The following is an 18,685-nucleotide window of genomic DNA, read 5'->3' on the forward strand; positions in this document are numbered from 1 at the left end:
GTTCCTCGCCTTGACGAGGCATTTCAGCTCACATAATGAGAGAGCTGTATAAAAAATGGGACGGCGATACCAGCCGCCGTTTCGAGGAATAGGGTGGAAACTGTCGGGGACGCCGAAGGCGCGCAGGACGGCTTAGGGCTGTCGCGCCAGCGGACGGACCTGCCTGCTGACGCCCCATATTGTCTGAGTGACGGCGCCTCGGCGCCTTGGGAATCCGTCATGCCGAACCTGATCCACGACCTGCCTTACGCCGACGTCCGCGACGCCATCGCTCGCCTGATGGACAATCTGGTGAACATCAAGGACGACACCGGCGAGTTCCTGCTGCGTCTGGAAGACGGCCGCGTCATCGACACCAAAGGGTGGAACGACTGGGAGTGGACCCACGGCATCGGCCTTTACGGCATCTACAAGCTGTATGAGCAGACCAATGATCCGGCGGCGCTGGAGATCATGCTGAACTGGTTCCGCGACCGGTTCGCCGCCGGGACGCCGACCAAGAACATCAACACCGTCTCGCCTTTCCTGACCCTGGCCTATCTGTACGAGCAGACAGGCGACCAGACCTTCATCCCCTATCTGGATGCGTGGGCGGAATGGCTGATGGACGGCCTGCCCCGCACCGAGGAGGACGGGTTTCAGCACATCGTCTTCAACGACGAGAACCCGCAGGAACTGTGGGACGACACCTTGATGATGAGTGTCCTGCCACTGGCCAAGATCGGCCTGGTTCTGGATCGCCCGCACTATGTCGAGGAAGCCAAGAAGCAGTTCCTCATCCACATCAAATACCTGTTCGACCGCAAGACCGGCCTGTGGTTCCACGGCTGGACCTTCCTGGGGCGACACAACTTCGCCGACGCCCTGTGGGCGCGCGGGAACTGCTGGGTCACCATCGCCATCCCGGAGTTCATCGAGCTGCTGGATCTGCCCCCCGAGGACAGCCTGCGCCGCTTCCTGATCGAGACGCTGGATGCCCAGGTGAAGGCCTTGGCCGAGCATCAGGACGAGAGCGGCCTGTGGCGCACCCTGATCCCCGATCACGACAGCTATCTGGAGGCTTCGGCCACCGCCGGCTTCGCCTACGGCATCCTGAAGGCTGTCCGCAAACGCTACATCGGCGCCGAATACGCCCCGATGGCGCTGAAGGCAGTCAAGGGCGTGTTGGCCAACATCTCGGACGACGGCGAACTGCAGCAGGTGTCTTTCGGAACGCCCGTCTTCGATGAGTTGCAGGGCTACAAGGACATTCCGCTGACTTCCATGCCTTACGGCCAGTCGCTGGCAATCCTGTGCCTGGGCGAATTCCTGCGTCAGTACATCTGACGCGACGCGGCCTGGAGAAGCTCAGATGACGTCCACGCTATCGTCCGTCCGCAGCCCGCGCTGGTACAACTACTGGGGCTGGGGCTCCGGCGACATGCTGGGGGCGGGGGCCCAAGCCGTCATCACCGGCTGGCTGTTCTACTTCTTCACGACCTTCTGCGACCTGGCGCCGGTCGAGGCTGGCCTGATCCTGGGCCTGCCGCGTCTGCTGGAGGCCATCACCTGTCCGTTGATCGGCTATGTGTCGGACAATCTGCGCCATACCTGGATCGGCAGGACGGTGGGGCGGCGCAAGATCTTCCTCCTGATCACTATTCCTCTGCTGCCCAGCTTCGCCCTGATCTTCATCAGCGGCCAGACCTTCGTCTATTACCTGACGACCTTCATCTTCTTCGAGCTGCTCTACACGATGTTTCTCATCCCCTGGGAAACGCTCGCGGCCGAGATGACCAAGGACTATAAGGAAAAGGCCAAGTTCGCCGGAGCGCGTATGCTGGTGGCGCAAAGCTCGGCCATCCTGGCCTCCTATCTGCCGACCCTGATCATCAACAACTTCGGGGGCAAGGATTCGGCCCAGACCTTCCTGATCATGGCGACCATCTTCGGCCTGTTGTTCAGCGCCGTGGTGATCCTGGTCGTGATCTTCACCTGGGAGCGGCCGTTCACGGAGGCGGAAAAGGCGGTAAAGGCCGAGCCGCCCAGCCTGCGCAAGGCGCTGCTGATCCCGGTGAACATGTTCCGCGACCTGTTCTCGACGCTGCGCATTCGCGCTTTTCGCCAGCATCTGTCGATCTATCTGGGCGGCTATATCTCGCAGGACATCTTCAACACCGCCTTCCCGATATTCGTGGCCACGGTGATGCTGGGCGCGACGGTGATGATCTCGCAGATGATGACGGTGATGTATGTCGCCCAGCTGCTCTCGGTCATGGTGGCGATCCATCTCGTCATTCGCATTGGGCCTGTGATCGCCTATCGCATCGCGGCAGGCTTCTTCACCTCCGCCCTGATGCTGTTGCTGATCTTCTACTTCGTGCGGCCGATGGTCGGGGGGCAGGATCTGTTCGCCCCGATCAATCCGGTCTCGGGCGGCTTCAACCTGAGCGCCGCCTTCTGGCTGCTTGGCCCGATCGTTCTGGCGGGGCTGGGGCGTGGCACGCTGAACTTCGTGCCCTGGTCGGTCTATAACTATCTGCCGGACGTCGATGAGGCGGTCACGGGTCAGCGTCGCGAGGGCATCTTCGCCGGCGTAATGACCCTGGTGCGTAAGGTCGCCCAGTCCGGGGCCATCATCCTGACCGGCTGGATTATTGAGGCCGGTGGCTATGTCTCGCCCAAGGCCGGGGCGGCGGGGGCCGTGGTCGTGCAGACGCCGGGCGCGGTGGCCACGGTCGCCGGTCTGCTGGTGTTCGGGCCGATGCTGGTCATGGCGGCTGGCGCGATCCTCTCCTGGTCGTTCCGATTGGATCAGCCTAGCCATGCGGTTCTGATGAATGAGATCGACCGGCTGAGAGCCGGTGAGACAGAGCCTTCGAGTCCCGAAGCCAAGACCATAGTCGAAGGCCTGACGGGCTGGAGATACGACCGTCTTTGGGGTCGTAACAGATTGACATAGCACGTATTTATAGGCGCTGCTTGCGAGGTTCCCATAATATGAAACTACAATTTCATATTTGGCACAAAGCTTCTGTGATGCTATAAGTGTGTCACAACAAGAAGATGAGTCCGCAAAGGACCGCTTGCCGGAGGGAAACGTGAAGGCCGCGTCAGCGGGGCAGACGTCCATCGACGCCGCCGCTAACGCCAACTGCAGATGATCTGACGGGCGTGAATGACGCTCGCAACCTCAGCCTTCGAAACCAGGATCGCCAATGGGGAGCGGTCACGAGGGCGTAGCTCAAACAATAAGGCCGCCGGGCCAGAGGAGGAACTTCAGTGACGAAACAGTCGAACGGGCGATGGGCTCGCCGCTTCATGTATACCGCCGGCGCCGCCGCCCTGATGCTGGCCTCCGCCAGCGCCGCGAACGCGCAGCAGGCGACGGAAATCCAGGCGTCGGACGCCCCGGTTTCGAACGTCGATGAAGTCGTGGTCGTCGGCACCCGCTCCAGCCTTCAGTCTGCGATGAACCGCAAGCGTTCCGCCAGCACCGTTTCGGACTCCATCGTCGCCGACGACATCGGCCAGTTTCCCGACAAGAACGTAGGTGAAGCGCTGGGTCGCGTCACCGGGGTTCAGCTTTCGCGTGATTTCGGCGAAGGCAACGCCGTCTCGATCCGGGGCGTCGAGCCGGACCTGAACCGTGTCGAGATCAACGGCGTCAGCGTCCTTTCCACGGCGGGCAATCTGAACGTCTATGGCGGCGGCGGTCGTTCCAACGATTTCCGCGAACTGCCTGCCGAGATCGTCAAGTCCATCGACGTCTTCAAGGGCTTCACCGCCGACATGACCGAAGGCGCAGTGGGCGGCACAGTGTCGGTCCAGACGCGCAAGCCTTTGGACTTCCGCAACTCCACCTTCTCCATGACGTTGTCGGGCCAAAAGCTGGACACCCTGCCTGACTGGAAGCCCCGCGCTAGCGTTTTCGGCGCGACCCAGCTGCTGGACGGCCGCTTGGGTCTGATGGCCAATGTCACCTATGACAGCGTTCAGACGCGAGGCGACTTCTACGACGACCACTCTTGGGCGCGTCTGGCGGATTTCGACAATTCGGCGGAAAAGACAGTCAACTACTACAACCAGTCCTACAGCCGAGCCGTGAACGATGCGATCGCCGCCGTCGGCAGCGAGGCGGCGTGCGCAACCTTTACGACGCCGGACGCCAACACCCTGACGACAGCACAAGCGCGCACTGCGTGCCAAAGCCAGTGGTACGACTATAACCCCCGCGTTCCGCGCTATCGCGTGTGGACGCGCGATGACAAACGGACGTCGGGGGAGTTCACGGCGGAATACAAGTTCGCTGAAAACCTGCGCGGCTTTATCACCTATCAGACCAACAGCCGGACCCAGCAGTTGAACGACATCAACTACGGGACGGATTTCACCAGCCTTGATCGTCTCAACTACGCTGTCGGAAACACCTGCCCGCGGGTGACGACGACCACGGCCGAAGCTGTGCCAGGCGTGGTCGTGGATGCAAACCACAACGTCATCCAGTACAGAGTCGGCAACTGCCTTGGCACCTCTGGGCGCGGCGGCGATACCGCGTTCAGCATCTCGTCGCGCGACTTCCGCTACGAAACCAGCTCCGATTACATCACCTATGGACTGAAGTGGTACAACGACCGCTTCAAAGTCGACTTCCTGGGCGCTAACGCCAAGAGCGAGACGCTGAGCCAGACCAACAACGTCTCCGTCAGCTTCAACACGCCGGGCATGGTTGTCAGCCTGGAGCCCGGAACCTCAGCGCCGATTTTCACCTTCGCGCCGGGCTTCTCGCCGTCGGACGCCTCTGCGGTCAGCCAGTATCAGATCCAGTATCGCCCGTCGCAATCGTCCAACAAGGAAGATCAGTACAAGCTGGACGTCGACTTCGATCCGCGCACGACCTTCCTGACCAACATCAAGTTCGGCGGGCGGTATTCGAACGCCGAGACCCAGGGCTACGACTACGGCGGCTTCATCGTCAGCCCCGGCGCCAACCTGGCGTCTGAACTCGACAACATCGTCATCTACGCAAACTCGATCAACTCGACGGCGCGCGTCAGCGACACGGCGACGGTGGATCAGACGGCGGCGCTATATGGCAATCCATATCAGACCAACTACTGGAACACGACCGAGACTTGGTCGCGCGCTTTCTCGAATTCGGTGTTCGGATCTGCCATGACGGCGCTGCCGTCGGACTTTTACTACGGCGGCGGCGCTCTGCCGGCCAACTGGCTGTATCCGAACTTCAACGCCATCGCCCAAAACTTGGATACCAGCCACTTCAATCTGGACAACCTGTATTCCGGCGTCGGCAACGACGGAAAGACCTACGATCAAATCCCGTATCGCGTGAAGGAGCAGACCGACGCCCAGTACGTACGCTTGGATTGGGCCCTCCCGATCTTCGGCCTGGATCTCGTTGGGAACTTGGGTCTGCGTCGCGTTCATACCCAGACCAATACGGCGGGCAAGTTCACGCGCAGCGAGACCCGGCTGGTCAACGGCGTGACGACGACGGCAGTGGTGTCGAACACCCTGGTTGAGCAGACGCGCGACTACACGAAGTGGCTGCCCAGCTTCAACGTCAATGCCTGGTTGATCGACAACGTGCTGAGCATGCGGGTCGGTTACGCCAAACTGATGGCGCGGCCGCTATATAACTATCTGCTGCCTAACATGACCTGCACCCTCAACTTCGCCAACGACGGCACGGCGGAAGATGGTCCCGACAGCTGCTCGGCCGGAAATCCCGACCTGAAGCCGTATGAGGCGGCGCAGTACGACCTGTCGTTCGAGTGGTATCCGAACCGCGACACCCAGTTCTCGGCCGGCTTCTTCTACAAGGACATCCAGACCTTCTATCTTCCCTCGCGCACCAGCCTGGGCCAGCGGGATGTGTTCGGCGACGGCGTGCTGTACTTCTATAACAGCTATATCAACGGCGAAGGCGCCAAGATTTCGGGCGTTGAGCTAACGGCCAAAACCGCCTTCACCTTCCTGCCCGGCCTGCTATCCGGCCTGGGCGCCGACGTAAACTACACCTATCAGGAAGCCTCGGACGTCGGCGTCTTCAGCCAGCTCGATGGTTCGGAACTGTCGTATCCCGGCCTGTCCAGCAACAGCTACAACGCGACCCTGTGGTACGAGCGCGGTCCGATCAACGCGCGCCTGGCCTACAACTATCGGTCGGAATATCTGGTGACGGCGGCCGACCAGTCGGGCAATCCGATCATCAAGGAGCCGACCGGCTATCTAGACGGCAAGATCTCGTGGAAGCCGGGCCTGAAGGGGCTGACCCTGTTCGCGGAAGGCAAGAACCTGACCGAGGAGGATGAAAGCACCTATGCGGGCGACATCCGCCTGATCAACAGGGGCTATTCGGGCCGCCGCTTCTTCCTGGGCGCGACCTACAAATACTGAAATCTCTCTGAGGACTGGGCCGTCGCTTCCGAGCGGCGGCCCTTCTTTTTTAGCGTAAGGCGCCGCTGGGGCGGCGGGAGTTGACCATGGCGTTCCAACCTTCTCGGCGTCACCTGCTTATGGGCGCCGTCTCTCTCGCAGCGGCTCAGGCTGTGTCCGGCTCCGCCCTGGCCGCGCCCCGCCGCAGCGCGCCCGCCACACCGCTGCGCTGGCTGGATGGCCATAAGCCCGCCCGGCTGGAGGGAACGACCTTCGGCGTGCCGTGGCCCCGCGGCGCCCTTCGCCCTAATCAGGCGTTCAGCATTCGCGACGGATCAGGGCGCGCAACGCCCGCCCAATCCTGGCCGATCGCCTATTGGCCGGACGGCTCGCTGAAATGGTCGGCCCATGCGGTGACGAGCGACGCGGCGCTGGATGGCCTGACGCTGGCGCCGGGCGCCTCGCCTGCACCCGCCAAAGCTGTGAAGGTCGCCGATCAGGGCCAGCAGATCGTCGTTACGGTCGGCGATCTGGAATGGCGCGTGCCGAAGTCGGGCGACGCCTTGGTTTCCGGCGCCACGCGTGGCGGCCGTCCCGTCGTGGGCAAGCTGTCGCTGGTCGCCCTGTCGCAGGACAAGCCTGAACTGGAGGCGGGCGGCGCGGTGAAATCATCGCGCTACGGCGTGCGCATCCGCCAGGCCGTGGTCGAACAGTCCGGCCCCGTGCGCGGGGTGATCAAGCTGGACGGCGTTCACACCGATGGGACGCGCGAGTGGCTGCCGGTTTCGGTGCGGCTGTATTTCTATGCTGGATCGGACGCCGTGCGGATCGTCCACAGCTTCATCTTCGACGGCGACCCGAAGACCGATTTCATCCGGGGGCTGGGCGCCGTCGCCGAGACGCCGATGGCCGACGAAAGCTATAACCGCCACATCCGTTTCGCCGGAGAGGACGAGGGGGTGTGGGGCGAGGCGGTGCGGACCCTGACGGGCCTGCGAACGCGTGCAAATCCGGCGGCCGCCGTGCGCCAGGCCCAGATCGAGGGTCGTGCGGTGGCCTTCGCCGACCTGCCCGACATCCTGAAGAACGACGGGCTGCAATGGGTGCCGGAGTGGGGCGACTTTTCCTTCAGCCAGCTGTCGCCGGACGGTTTCACCCTGCGCAAGCGGACCAGCGAAGGTCATGCCTGGATCGATTCCAATGCGGGCAAGCGCAGTCGGGGCCTGGCCTATGTCGGCGGCGCCTCGGGCGGGGTCGCCTTGGGGCTGAAAGACTTCTGGCAACGCGCGCCAGTCGCCCTGGACATCCGCAACGCCCATACCGACACCGCGCAACTGACGGCCTGGATGTGGTCTCCGGAAGCCCCGGCGATGGACCTGCGCCCCTATCGCAGCGCCAACGGCATGGACACCACTGCTGAAGAACTGGTCGGGCTGGACATCACCTATGAGGACTATGAAGCCGGCTGGGACGACGCCCACGGCATCGCCCGCACGTCCGAGCTGACCCTTTGGGCTCTGGACGCGACGCCGTCGCACGCGGACTTCTCGGCCATGGCCGAACAGATCGCCGATCCGGCGCGTCTGACGGTCGAGCCGGCGCGACTGCATATGGCGGGCGTGTTCGGCGAATGGTCGCTGCCCAATGCGTCCACGCCTATCCGCGCGGCGCTGGAAGGGCGGCTGAGACATCTGCTGGATCACTATCTCCAGGAGGTCGATCAGCGGCGCTGGTACGGCTTCTGGTCCTATGGCGACGTCATGCACACCTATGACCCGGATCGTCACATGTGGCGCTACGACGTGGGCGGATACGCCTGGGACAACTCCGAGCTTTCGACCGACCTGTGGCTTTGGACCAGCTATCTGCGGACGGGCCGCGCCGATGTGTTCAAGCTGGCCGAGGCCATGACGCGCCACACGGGCGAGGTGGATGTCTATCACCTGGGCCGGTTCAAGGGGTTCGGCACGCGCCACGGCGTGCAGCACTGGTCGGATTCGTCCAAGCAGCCGCGCGTGTCGAATGTCGCCTACCGCCGCATCTACTACTTCCTGACGGCGGACGAGCGGGTCGGGGATCTGATGCGCGAACTGAACGAGTCGGATTACGCGCTTCAGAACGTCGACATCTCGCGCAAGCTGCCACCCGCACCCGGCCGCGCCGTGCCCGAGGGGCAGGTGGTCTCGGGCTTCGGCACGTCATGGGGCGCGTTCATCTCGGCCTGGCTGACGGAATGGGAGCGGACGGGCGACCGCCGCTGGCGCGACCGGATCGTCAACGGCATGACCACCATCGGCGGCATGAAGCGCCGCTGGTTCGCCGGGGAGGCTCCGTTCGACCTGGCCACCGGCCGATATCAGGGCCAAGGCGACTATGTCGCCGTGTCGCATCTGAACGCCGTCTTCGGCGTGGCGGAGATGAACGCTGAGCTGCTCGATCTGCTGGACGTGCCGTCCTATCGCCGGGCGTGGCTGGAATATTGCCGCTATTACAACGCCCCTGACAACGACATCGCCGGCCTGCTGGGCGAGGCGCCCAAGGGCCGATCGCTGACCGAGGCGCACTCACGCCTGACCGCCTATGCGGCCAACAAGGAAGGCGACGCCGCCCTGGCGCAACGGGCCTGGAGCGAGTTCCTGGGCAAAGATCCGACCAAGTTGCAGGCGCTCCTGGGGGCTCGTTCGACGACTGTGGGCGGTGTGGATGTTCTGCGTCCCATCCAGGAGGACGCGCAGGTCTCCACCAACGACGCGGCGCAATGGAGTTTGGCCGCCATCGAAAACCTGGCTCTGATCGGCGACAGTCTGGAAGAGGCGGCGGCGCGTCTGGGGTACAGGCCCTGACCGCCGTAAGGCAGCGACGTCAGAGGCGGTAAATCGCCTCGGCGTTGCCCGCGAACAGGCGGTCGCGCTCGTCGGGCGAGAAGTCGGCGGTGATCGCGTCGAAAGCGGAATAGAAGGCGTCGAAGGTTCCGTGGACGCTCTCGACCGGAAAGTCCGAGGCGAACATGGCGCGCTCGGTTCCGAAGGCGTCGATGCACTCCAGAACGATGGGGCGGATGCTGTCGGGCGTCCAGGCGCGGTCGGTGATGCCCAGACCTGAGATCTTGATAGAGACCTGCGGCTGAGCAGCCAGCAGGCGCAATCCGGTGCGCCAGCGCTCCATTCCGGCCTCGTCTCGATCGGTCGGCAGGCCGGCGTGGTTGACGATCATCGGGATGTCGGGATGGCGGGCGGCGATGATGGCGGCGGTCGCCATCTGGGACGGATAGAGCTGGAGGTCGAACGACAGGCCATGCTTGGCCAGCTTGGCGAAGCCCTCGACCCATTGGGGATCACGTAGCAGATCGCGCTCAGTGTAAGACTTCAGCGGGTCTTCGTGCCAGCAGACGATCTGGCGCACGCCGCGCACGTTCGGACGCGCCGCATGTGCCTCCAGCAGGGCGTCCAGTTCGGGGTCCAGCATATCGGCGCCGGCGACGATGCCGTGAGGATAGCCGCGCTGGTCCGCGAGGGCTTGCAGCCATTCGGTCTCGGCCAACTGCTGGCCGATGGGCTGACCGGCTTCGACATGGACGATCTTGTCCACGCGCCAGCCCCCCGTACCGGCCAGATAGTCGTCCAGCAGATAGTTGCGGTGGGCGATCGGGCTCATATCTCCCGCCGGATTGTTTGGCAGGGGATCGTCCTGAAGCCAGCCGTAGCGGGCGTGTGACAGGTCCCACAGGTGGACATGGCTGTCGACAATGCGAAAGTCGGACATCATGGCTTAGCCAAAGGCTCTTTGTTGAAATATCCGCGTGTGCGCAGCCAGTTTTCCAGCGCCTGAGGCCACAGGCCAAGCGCCGCATCGCCGCCGCCCAGACCCGAGCCGTGAGAACCATGGGCGAAAAGGTGCATCTCCACGTCCTTACCAGCCGCCGCTAAGGCCGAATACAGCGCGACCGAGCCGCCGACCGGCACGAGACCATCGTCGGTCGTATGATAGATGAAGGTGGCCGGCGCCTTGGCGACCACGCCAGGCAGGGGCGTATAGGCCACGTAGTCCTGGGGATTGCACTCCAAACGGGCCATGGGTGCGAAGCGGCAGTATTCCGAACCGCCTTCGGTGTTCACGGCCGTCGCTTCCAGCCAGGGATAGGCAAGGACCAGATAGTCGGGGCGGCTGGAGACGCGCTCGACCGTATCGGCGGCGGCCGGATCGCCAGCGTCCGACAGACTGACCGTCATGGCTGCCAGATGACCGCCCGCCGAAAAACCCATCAGACCGATCCTGTCGGGATCGACGCCCAAAGCTAGCGCGTTGGAGCGGACGTAGCGGACCGCGCGCTCGCCGTCCTCGATCGGCTGGGGCAGGGGATGGCCTGCGCCATAGCGGTATTTCAGAACGAAGGCGATCACGCCCCGCGCAGCGAACCAGTCGGCGACCTGACGGCCTTCCAGATTGGCGGCCAAGCCGACATAGCCGCCGCCGGGCGCGATGATGATCGCCGCGCCGCTGCGCCGTCCGTTCTGCGGCGCGAGCAGGGTCAGAGACGTCTCGTCGTCGCCCGCCCGCAGTGCGTAGCGCCAGGTCTGAAAGAAATCGTCCTGAGATATGATGGGCGGGACGACGGCCGCCGGCGCGGTTTGCGCCAAGGCTCCCTGCGCGAGAAAACCGGCGGCGATTGCGCCAAAGACCGCCGCCATAAGCATCGAACGGCCGCGCGCGACCGAAGGTCTAGAAACGCGGCCGCTCATGTCGCCACCTGCCTAGTAGGTGGTGCGTCCGCCCGACGTGTCGAACGTCGAGGCGGTGGTGAAGCTGCATTCCTCGGAGGCCATGAAGCAGACCATGGCGGCGCTTTCGTCGACCTCGCCGAGGCGGCCCATGGGGATCTTGGAACGCATGTAGTCGACTTGGCTCTGGGGCAGTTGCTCCAGGATGGGGCTTTCGAAGGTGGCGGGGGTCAGGCTGTTGGCGACGACGCCCTTGCCGGCCAGTTCCTTGCCCAGCGACTTGGTGAAGCCGATCACCCCGGCCTTGGAGGCGGAATAGGCGGAGGCGTTGGGGTTGCCCTCCTTGCCCGCGACCGAAGCCACATTGACGATGCGGCCATAGCCGTTGGCCAGCATGAAGGGCACGACGGCGCGGCAGCAGTAGAAGACGCCGTTCAGATTGATGTCGACCACGCGCTTCCAACTGTCGACGGGAAAGTCCTGCACCGGCACGGTGGCGCCGGTGATGCCGGCCGAGGCGACCAGGATGTCGATGCGGCCTTCCAGCGCCTGGGCCGAGGCCTGGGCGGCGGCGGCGACGGCGTCAGGGTCGGCGACGTCCAGGGCGATCACATGGGCGGCCCTGACCTCGGCGGCGGCGGCCGTCAGCGCCTCGGCGTTGAGGTCCCACAGCACGACCTTGCCGCCCTCGGCGACGATGCGGGCGGCGGCAGCCTTGCCTAGGCCCGAGGCGCCGCCGGTGACGACGGCGGTGCGGCCCGCGAAACGGCCCTGATAGGCGCTCATCGGGTCCACTCCACAAAGGTCTGACCCTGTTCACCCAGCTTCTGGATGCCCAGACGCACTGTGTCGCCAGCCTTCAGGTAGAGCGGCGGCTTCTGGCCCAGACCCACGCCGGGCGGGGTGCCGGTGGTGATCAGATCGCCGGGCTCCAGCGTCATGAATTCCGACAGATAGGAGACGATCTCGGCGACGCCGAAGATCATGGTTTTGGTATTGCCGGTCTGCATCCGCTTGCCGTTCAGATCCAGCCACATGTCCAGGTTCTGCACGTCGCCGACCTCGTCAGTGGTGACCAGCCAGGGGCCGACGGGGCCGAAGGTGTCGCAGCCCTTGCCCTTGTCCCAGGTGCCGCCGCGCTCGGTCTGATAGGCGCGCTCGGACACGTCGTTGATCAGGACATAGCCGGCGACGTGATCCAGGGCCTCGGCCTGGGTGACGTAGGAGGCGGGCTTGCCGATGACGATGCCCAGCTCGACCTCCCAGTCGGTCTTCTCCGAGCCGCGTGGGATGACCACGTCGTCGTTCGGCCCATTCAGACAGGTGATGGCCTTGGTGAACAGCACCGGCTCGGCCGGGATCGGCAGGTTCGATTCCGCCGCGTGATCGGCGAAGTTCAGGCCGATGGCCAGGAATTTGCGCACGCCATTGATCGGCACGCCATAGCGGGGCTGGCCCTCGACCAGGGGCAGGGTGGTCGGGTCGATGGCCTTCAGTGTCTCAAGCGCGGGGCCATGCAGTTGGTCTGGCGTGATGTCGGCGATAAAGCCAGACAGGTCGCGGATGCGCCCCTCGGCGTCGAGCGTGCCCGGCTTTTCCTGGCCCTTGGGGCCGTAACGCAGCAGTTTCATAGTGTCGGAGGAGCTTTCGTCTTGGCGAAGTTAGGGGCGCGCGTACGGGCGATGCAGGGCGATGTCGCGGTTCAGCTCGACGCCGAAGCCGGGGGTATCTGGAACCTTCAGGCGGCCGTTTACGGGGACGGGTTCGCCGATCAGTTGCGGATGGAACATCGGCACGACCTCGTCGGCGCCGGGGGCCATCATCAGGAACTCGGCGAACGGGCTGTTATGGCGGGTCACCACGAAGTGGTAGGAGTAGACCGATGAGCCGTGCGGGATCATCAGCACGCCCTTGGCGTCGGCCAGGGCTGAAATCTTCTGCAGTTCGGTGACGCCGCCGCACCAGCCCACGTCCGGCTGGATGATGTCGCAGCATTCCATCTCCAAGAGCATGCGAAAGCCCCAACGGGTGGCCTCATGCTCGCCGGTCGTGACCAGCATTCCCTTGGGGGCGTTCTTCTTCAGCGCCTGATAGCCCCAGTAGTCGTCGGGGCTGAGCGCCTCCTCTATCCACTTCAGACCCAGTTTGTGGGCCTCGTGGGCCAGCCGCGTGGCGTAGTTCAGATCCAGCGCCATCCAGCAGTCGAACATCAGCCAGAAGTCGTCGCCGCAGGCGTTCCGCATGGCTTCGAGTTCAGCGATGGTCTTGTGCAGGCCTTCTTCGCCCTCGGCCGGGCCGTGGTGCAGGGGCATCTTGCCGCCGATGAAGCCCAGTTCCTTGGCTTTGTCCGGCCGCGCGCCGGTGGCGTAGAAGATCAGTTCGTCGCGCACCGCCCCGCCCAGCATGGCGAAAACCGGCTCCTGACGCAGGCGGCCCAGCAGGTCCCACAGCGCCAGATCGACGCCGGAGATGGCGTTCACGACCAACCCCTTGCGGCCATAATACTGGGTTGAGAAATACATCTGGTCCCAGATCTTCTCGACCTCGGACGGATCGCGGCCTTCGAGGAAGCGGGCCAGGTGTTTCTCGACGATATAGGCGGCGGGTTCGCCGCCGGTCGTCACCGCAAATCCGACCACGCCGTTCTCGGCCTCGATCTCGACGACCAGGGTGCCCAGCACATTGATGCCGAAGCTGCGGCGGCTTTGGCGGTACTCGGGGTATTTCGCCATGGGCGTGGCGATGTGGTCGTCGATCCAGTGGCCATCGCCCTGATCGTGGTAGTCGGCGCCGCCGCCCGTGCCGTCGTTCTTCACGACGAAGGCGCGAACGTGTTTGATGCGGGGAAGGCGGCTCATCGCGTCATCACCAAGGATTGGTGATTTGCTCCCATAATGCGGGATTTCACTGGCGTTCCTCCGTGCGGAGCGTCAAAGTCAGGTCCGTGTAACGGAGCGACTTGTGCGTTTTGCTACATTCTGAGAATGAGGATTACGAAATGGGACGAACGCCGTCAATCAAGACCGCACAGGTCGATGGGGATGAAGAGGTCGGCGCCAAGGCGTCCGGCAGCCAGACCCTGTTGCGGGGTCTGGACGTTATCGAGGCCCTGATCGACGGCTCACTGCCGCTGGCCGAATTGTCTGAAAAGCTGGAACTGACGCGCAGCACGACCCATCGTCTGGCCTCGGCCCTGGTCGAGCGGCGGCTGCTGTCCTTCCGCCCGCGCGAGGGCTACTCGCTCGGCCCCAAACTGCTGGAGCTAGGCCATGCGGCCAGCCAGCAGATGCATTTGCCGCGCGTCGCGCGGCCCTGGTTGGAACAACTGTCGGCTCAGACCGACGATACGGTCCACTTGGGCGTGCTGGACGGGCGTCATGCGCTGTATCTGGACAAGGTGGCGGGGCGCAGGCGGATCAACATCGGCTCGCGCCTGGGCGAACGTCATCCGATCGCCTCGACCGGCCTGGGCAAGGCGTTGATCCTGGACAAGACCGAGGCGGACTGGATCGACTTCTACGCCGAGCCGGGCGCCACCTATGACTCATCCGCCCGCGCCGTCTGGCTGGAGCGGATGCATGGCTACGCCCAGAAGGGTTACGCCTTCGACCTGGAAGAGAACGAAGACCAGATCCGTTGCGTCGCCGCGCCGATCCGTTCGGTGAACGGCCAGATCGTCGCCGCGCTCAGCGTGTCTTCCGCCGCGCAATATATGTCGGACGCCCGGATGACCGAACTGACCAAGACCGTGACCGAGGCCGCCAACGCGATCAGCGCCGACCTGGGCTGGTCGCCCAAATCCTGAAACCGAACCATCGCCGGAGCCCCCATGCTGCTTGAGAACAAGGTCGTCCTAATCACGGGCGCATCGCGGGGCATCGGGCGGGCGACGGCGATCGAGGCCGCGCGCCAGGGGGCCGATGTCGCCCTCAATACGTTCCGGGACGGGGCCGCCGCCGCCGATGTGATCGCCGAGATCGAGGCGCTGGGCCGCCGGGCCATCGCCGTCGACGGCGACGTGGCCCAGTCCGAGAGCGCCGCAGCCTTCGTCGCCGCCGCCGTTCAGGCGCTGGGCCGGGTAGACGTCTTCGTCTCGAACGCCGGCATCTGTCCTTTTCACGCCTTCCTCGACATGCCGGTCGAGACCCTGCGCCGGACGATGGAGGTCAACCTGCACGGCGCCTATTTCATGGTTCAGGCGGCGGCCAATCAGATGGTGAAGCAGGGAGACGGCGGCGCTGTTGTCGCCATCAGCTCGATCTCGGCGCTCGTCGGCGGTGAGATGCAGACCCATTACACGCCGACCAAGGCGGGGGTGCACAGCCTGATGCAGTCCTGCGCCGTCGCCCTAGGCCGCCACGGCATCCGCTGCAACTCGGTCCTGCCCGGCACGATCGCCACCGACATCAACAAGGACGATCTCGCCGATCCCCAGAAGCGCGAATATATGGAAGGTCGCATTCCTCTGGGCCGTCTGGGCCGGCCTGAGGACATCGCCTCGGTCGTCGCCTTCCTGGCCTCGGATATGGCGGGCTATATGTCCGGTGCGGCCCTCTTGGTCGACGGCGGCGCTTTCGCAAACTTCCAGTAGGACTGGCTCGTGATCATTTCGTCGCCGAGCGATTATCGGGAATCCGCGCGGCGCAAGCTGCCGCCCTTCCTGTTCCACTACATCGATGGCGGCGCCTATGCCGAGCAGACCCTGCGTCGCAATGTCGAGGACTGGCAGTCCATCGCCCTGCGTCAGCGCGTACTGCAGGACATGACCAGCCTCTGCCTTGAGACCAAGCTGTTCGACGAGACCCTGCGCCTGCCCATCATCCTGGGGCCGGTCGGCCTGACGGGGATGTATGCGCGCAGGGGCGAGGTCCAGGCGGCCAAGGCGGCGGCCTCGCGCGGCGTGCCGTTCACGATGTCGACTGTATCTGTCTGCCCGATCGAGGAGGTCGCGCCGGCCATCGACCGACCCATGTGGTTCCAGCTGTATGTGCTGCGCGACCGGGGCTTCATGAAGAATGCGCTGGAGCGGGCCAGGGCGGCAGGGGTGAAGACCCTGGTCTTTACCGTCGATATGCCGACGCCCGGCGCCCGCTATCGCGACGCCCATTCGGGCATGAGCGGCCCCAACGCCGAAATCCGCCGGATGGTCCAGGCGATGACCCATCCGGCCTGGGCCTGGGACGTCGGGGTGCGCGGCACGCCGCACGACCTCGGCAATGTCTCGGCCTATCTGGGCAAGCCGACGGGGCTCGCTGACTACATCGGTTGGCTGGCCAATAATTTCGATCCCTCGATTTCGTGGAAGGACCTGCAATGGATCCGCGACTTCTGGGAGGGCCCAATGATCATCAAGGGCATACTTGACGCTGATGACGCTCGTGACGCCGTCAGCTTCGGCGCAGACGGCATCGTGGTGTCGAACCACGGCGGGCGTCAGTTGGATGGGGTGCTGTCGTCGGCCCGCGCCCTGCCCGCCATCGCCGACGCGGTGAAGGGCGAGCTGAAGATTCTGGTGGATTCCGGCATCCGCAACGGGCTGGACGTTGTCCGCGCCATCGCCCTGGGCGCCGACGCTGTGCTGCTGGGCCGGGCCTTCATCTATGCGCTGGCGGCGAACGGTCAGGCGGGCGTCGAAAACCTGCTGGATCTGTTTGAAAAGGAAATGCGCGTCGCCATGACCCTGACCGGCGCCAAGTCGGTCGCGAGCATGACCCGCGAGATGCTGGCGATCTGACCCGCGTCAGACCGCCAGCCGTTTCTCAGCGATAGGGCGTCAGGTCGATGGCGTCGGCCATGGCGCGGAAGCCTGCATCATTGGGGTGAAGATGGTCGCCGCTGTCATAGGCGGCGGCCAGTTTCAGCGGCTCGGCCGGGTCGCGCATCACGGCGTCGAAGTCGACGACGCCGTCCGCCTCTGTGTTTGAACGGATCCAGGCGTTGACGGCTTGGCGGGTCGCCTCGCCCTGGTCGGACCAGTAGTTCGCGTCCTTGTAGGGCAGGATGGTCGCCAGCCTGATTTTCAGGCCGGCGGCATGGGCGCGAACGATCATCTGGCGGTAGCCCGCGATCAGATCGGCCGGGGTCGGCGGCTGCGGATCATGATCGCGCCAGCCCATGCCGAAGTCGTTGACGCCTTCCAGAACGATCACATCGGTCACACCGGGCACAGCCAGAACGTCGCGGTCGAAACGCGCCAACGCCGCCGCACCCAAACCGGGCTTGGGCTTCAGGATGCGGTTGCCGGAAATCCCTGCGTTGGCCACCGCGACTGAGGTCAAACCGGCGGCCTGAAGCCGGGCCGCCAGTAGGTCGGGCCAGCGTCGGTCGGCGTCGCGCGTGCCGTTAGCGCCGTCTGTGATGGAGTCGCCCAGGGTGACGATGACCCGCGTCGGCTCGGCACGCTCCACGTCTATGCCCGAGATCAGGACGCGCTGAGTGACCAGCACCGGGTCCGTCAGTTCGGCCGCCGCCGTCTGGTCGCCCGGCGCGATCCAGGCTGACGAGAGGCCCAGCAGGTGGATGGTCGGCTCGGCTATCTCGTCCGGCAGATAAAGGCTGATCGACAGGCGGCTGAGCGCGGGCAGGGCCAGATCGACCGGATCGCTGAGCAGGGGCGCATCCGGCGCCAGCACGGCGCCCGCCGATCCATCGAAGGTCAGGTCGCGCGCCGTGCCGGGCACGGGCTTTCCATCGGCGGCCAGTTGCACGATCCGCACCCGTCCGATCCGAGCGGCGGTCGGGCCGTATTCATTGGTCAGTCGCAGGCGGAACCGTTCGCCGCCCGCGCTGACGCGGACCACCTGGCGCACGGTGACGTCCTTCAGCGTCGGCGGGCCGCGGTCGGGCGCGGCGCCCAAGGGCGAGGCGTTCCAGCTTCTCGCCCAATGGGCTTCGGCATTGGCGCAGGGCGCCAAGCCCGTCTGCGCCAAGGCGGCCAGGGCCAGCGTCAGGATCAGGGCGTGCTTCTTCATCGGCTTCCTCGGACTAGGCGACGGTCCAGACCGAGAAGTCTCGGACGGTCATATGATTCCAGGTGGTGCGCAGCCCGAACCAGCCGCGCCGATAGGGGGCCGGGTCGTCCAGGGCGAACATGCGCCTGTCATCGCGCCAGTATTCGATGCGGCTTCCATCGGCGATCAGGCGGATGCGGTAGGGGCGATTGGCCACGATCAGATCGCCCGCCGCCGACAGATCGTGCTGGGGCAGCAGCGGTCGTTCTCCATTGCCGACATAGCGACGAAAACGCGAGGAGGTGTTCGAATTGCCGCCAAGCCCGACATAGTAGGTCCGCAGCGTGTCATAGTCGGCGAAGGCGCCCGAACGCGGCCGGGCGATCAGATCGCCGGGACTGCGTGGGTCGTCGGCCATCCAGAAGCAGTTCAGGTCGCTGACCCGGTCATATGCACCGCCGCTCGATACGGCTTCAGCCGTGAAACGGATTTCGACCGGCGAGGTTAGTTCGCGCCGGAACCAGGCGGTGGCTCCCTTGGGCACGTCGAAGGTCATTACTCCGTCGGCGGCGCTCACCGTTCCCTGTACCTGTTCTAACTCAACCAGCCATTGGTCCAGGCCGTGACGAAAATCGTCGG

General features: G+C 64.6%; 14 protein-coding genes. 7 read left to right on the plus strand and 7 right to left on the minus strand.

The features are described from left to right. The first annotated feature begins 93 nt into the window (after nucleotides 1–93). From bglB to JX001_RS09245, 4 genes are all read left to right on the plus strand, one after another. Nucleotides 94–1,326: a beta-galactosidase BglB gene (gene bglB, locus JX001_RS09230; RefSeq protein ID WP_241004594.1), complete on the plus strand. Its 1,233-nt coding sequence runs from the start codon at nucleotides 94–96 to the stop codon at nucleotides 1,324–1,326. A gap of 25 nt (nucleotides 1,327–1,351) precedes the next feature. Next, a complete protein-coding gene (locus tag JX001_RS09235) occupies nucleotides 1,352–2,941 on the plus strand; it encodes an MFS transporter (RefSeq protein ID WP_205680836.1) in 1,590 nt (529 codons plus the stop codon). 320 nt (nucleotides 2,942–3,261) lie between these two features. Beyond that, nucleotides 3,262–6,399, plus strand: coding sequence for a TonB-dependent receptor (locus tag JX001_RS09240; protein ID WP_241004595.1), 3,138 nt, complete (start codon nucleotides 3,262–3,264; stop codon nucleotides 6,397–6,399). 86 nt (nucleotides 6,400–6,485) lie between these two features. Further along, a complete protein-coding gene (locus JX001_RS09245; protein ID WP_205680837.1) occupies nucleotides 6,486–9,221 on the plus strand; it encodes an exo-rhamnogalacturonan lyase family protein in 2,736 nt (911 codons plus the stop codon). Nucleotides 9,222–9,240: 19 nt separating this feature from the next. Here JX001_RS09245 and JX001_RS09250 read toward each other — a convergent pair whose 3' ends face one another. Genes JX001_RS09250 through rhmD form a run of 5 tightly spaced genes read right to left on the minus strand, consistent with a single transcriptional unit; the run spans nucleotide 9,241 to nucleotide 13,954 of the window. Further along, nucleotides 9,241–10,143: an amidohydrolase family protein gene (locus JX001_RS09250; protein WP_205680838.1), complete on the minus strand. Its 903-nt coding sequence runs from the start codon at nucleotides 10,141–10,143 to the stop codon at nucleotides 9,241–9,243. Continuing rightward, entirely contained in the window at nucleotides 10,140–11,117 is a 978-nt protein-coding gene (locus tag JX001_RS09255) for an alpha/beta hydrolase (RefSeq protein WP_205680839.1), read from the minus strand. Before JX001_RS09255 ends, JX001_RS09250 begins: the two co-directional genes overlap by 4 nt. 12 nt (nucleotides 11,118–11,129) lie before the next feature. Beyond that, a complete protein-coding gene (locus JX001_RS09260) occupies nucleotides 11,130–11,882 on the minus strand; it encodes an SDR family NAD(P)-dependent oxidoreductase (protein ID WP_205680840.1) in 753 nt (250 codons plus the stop codon). Further along, a complete protein-coding gene (locus tag JX001_RS09265; RefSeq protein ID WP_205680841.1) occupies nucleotides 11,879–12,727 on the minus strand; it encodes a 2,4-didehydro-3-deoxy-L-rhamnonate hydrolase in 849 nt (282 codons plus the stop codon). Before JX001_RS09265 ends, JX001_RS09260 begins: the two co-directional genes overlap by 4 nt. 30 nt (nucleotides 12,728–12,757) lie before the next feature. Next, nucleotides 12,758–13,954 (minus strand): L-rhamnonate dehydratase, encoded by a 1,197-nt coding sequence (gene rhmD, locus JX001_RS09270; RefSeq protein ID WP_205680842.1) that lies wholly within the window; start codon nucleotides 13,952–13,954, stop codon nucleotides 12,758–12,760. Between the two features lie 140 nt (nucleotides 13,955–14,094). On the opposite strand from rhmD, the gene JX001_RS09275 reads away from it, so the two are divergent. From JX001_RS09275 to lldD, 3 genes are read left to right on the plus strand one after another with little or no spacing between them, the layout of a single operon-like run. Beyond that, entirely contained in the window at nucleotides 14,095–14,901 is an 807-nt protein-coding gene (locus JX001_RS09275; RefSeq protein WP_205680843.1) for an IclR family transcriptional regulator, read from the plus strand. Between the two features lie 24 nt (nucleotides 14,902–14,925). Further along, a complete protein-coding gene (lra1, locus tag JX001_RS09280; RefSeq protein ID WP_205680844.1) occupies nucleotides 14,926–15,687 on the plus strand; it encodes an L-rhamnose 1-dehydrogenase Lra1 in 762 nt (253 codons plus the stop codon). Between the two features lie 9 nt (nucleotides 15,688–15,696). Further along, nucleotides 15,697–16,830 (plus strand): FMN-dependent L-lactate dehydrogenase LldD, encoded by a 1,134-nt coding sequence (gene lldD / locus JX001_RS09285; RefSeq protein WP_205680845.1) that lies wholly within the window; start codon nucleotides 15,697–15,699, stop codon nucleotides 16,828–16,830. 25 nt (nucleotides 16,831–16,855) lie between these two features. Here the strand turns inward: lldD and JX001_RS09290 are convergent, their stop codons facing one another. Together JX001_RS09290 and JX001_RS09295 are read right to left on the minus strand one after the other, a co-directional pair. Then, nucleotides 16,856–18,067 carry an SGNH/GDSL hydrolase family protein gene (locus JX001_RS09290; protein ID WP_205680846.1) on the minus strand — a complete coding sequence of 404 codons (1,212 nt, stop codon included), beginning with the start codon at nucleotides 18,065–18,067 and terminating at the stop codon, nucleotides 16,856–16,858. Nucleotides 18,068–18,080: 13 nt separating this feature from the next. Continuing rightward, nucleotides 18,081–18,602 (minus strand): DUF6250 domain-containing protein, encoded by a 522-nt coding sequence (locus JX001_RS09295; protein WP_205680847.1) that lies wholly within the window; start codon nucleotides 18,600–18,602, stop codon nucleotides 18,081–18,083. Nucleotides 18,603–18,685 lie beyond the last annotated feature (83 nt).

Origin of the sequence: Brevundimonas fontaquae (genome assembly GCF_017086445.1) — a bacterium.
Taxonomy (GTDB): domain Bacteria; phylum Pseudomonadota; class Alphaproteobacteria; order Caulobacterales; family Caulobacteraceae; genus Brevundimonas; species Brevundimonas fontaquae.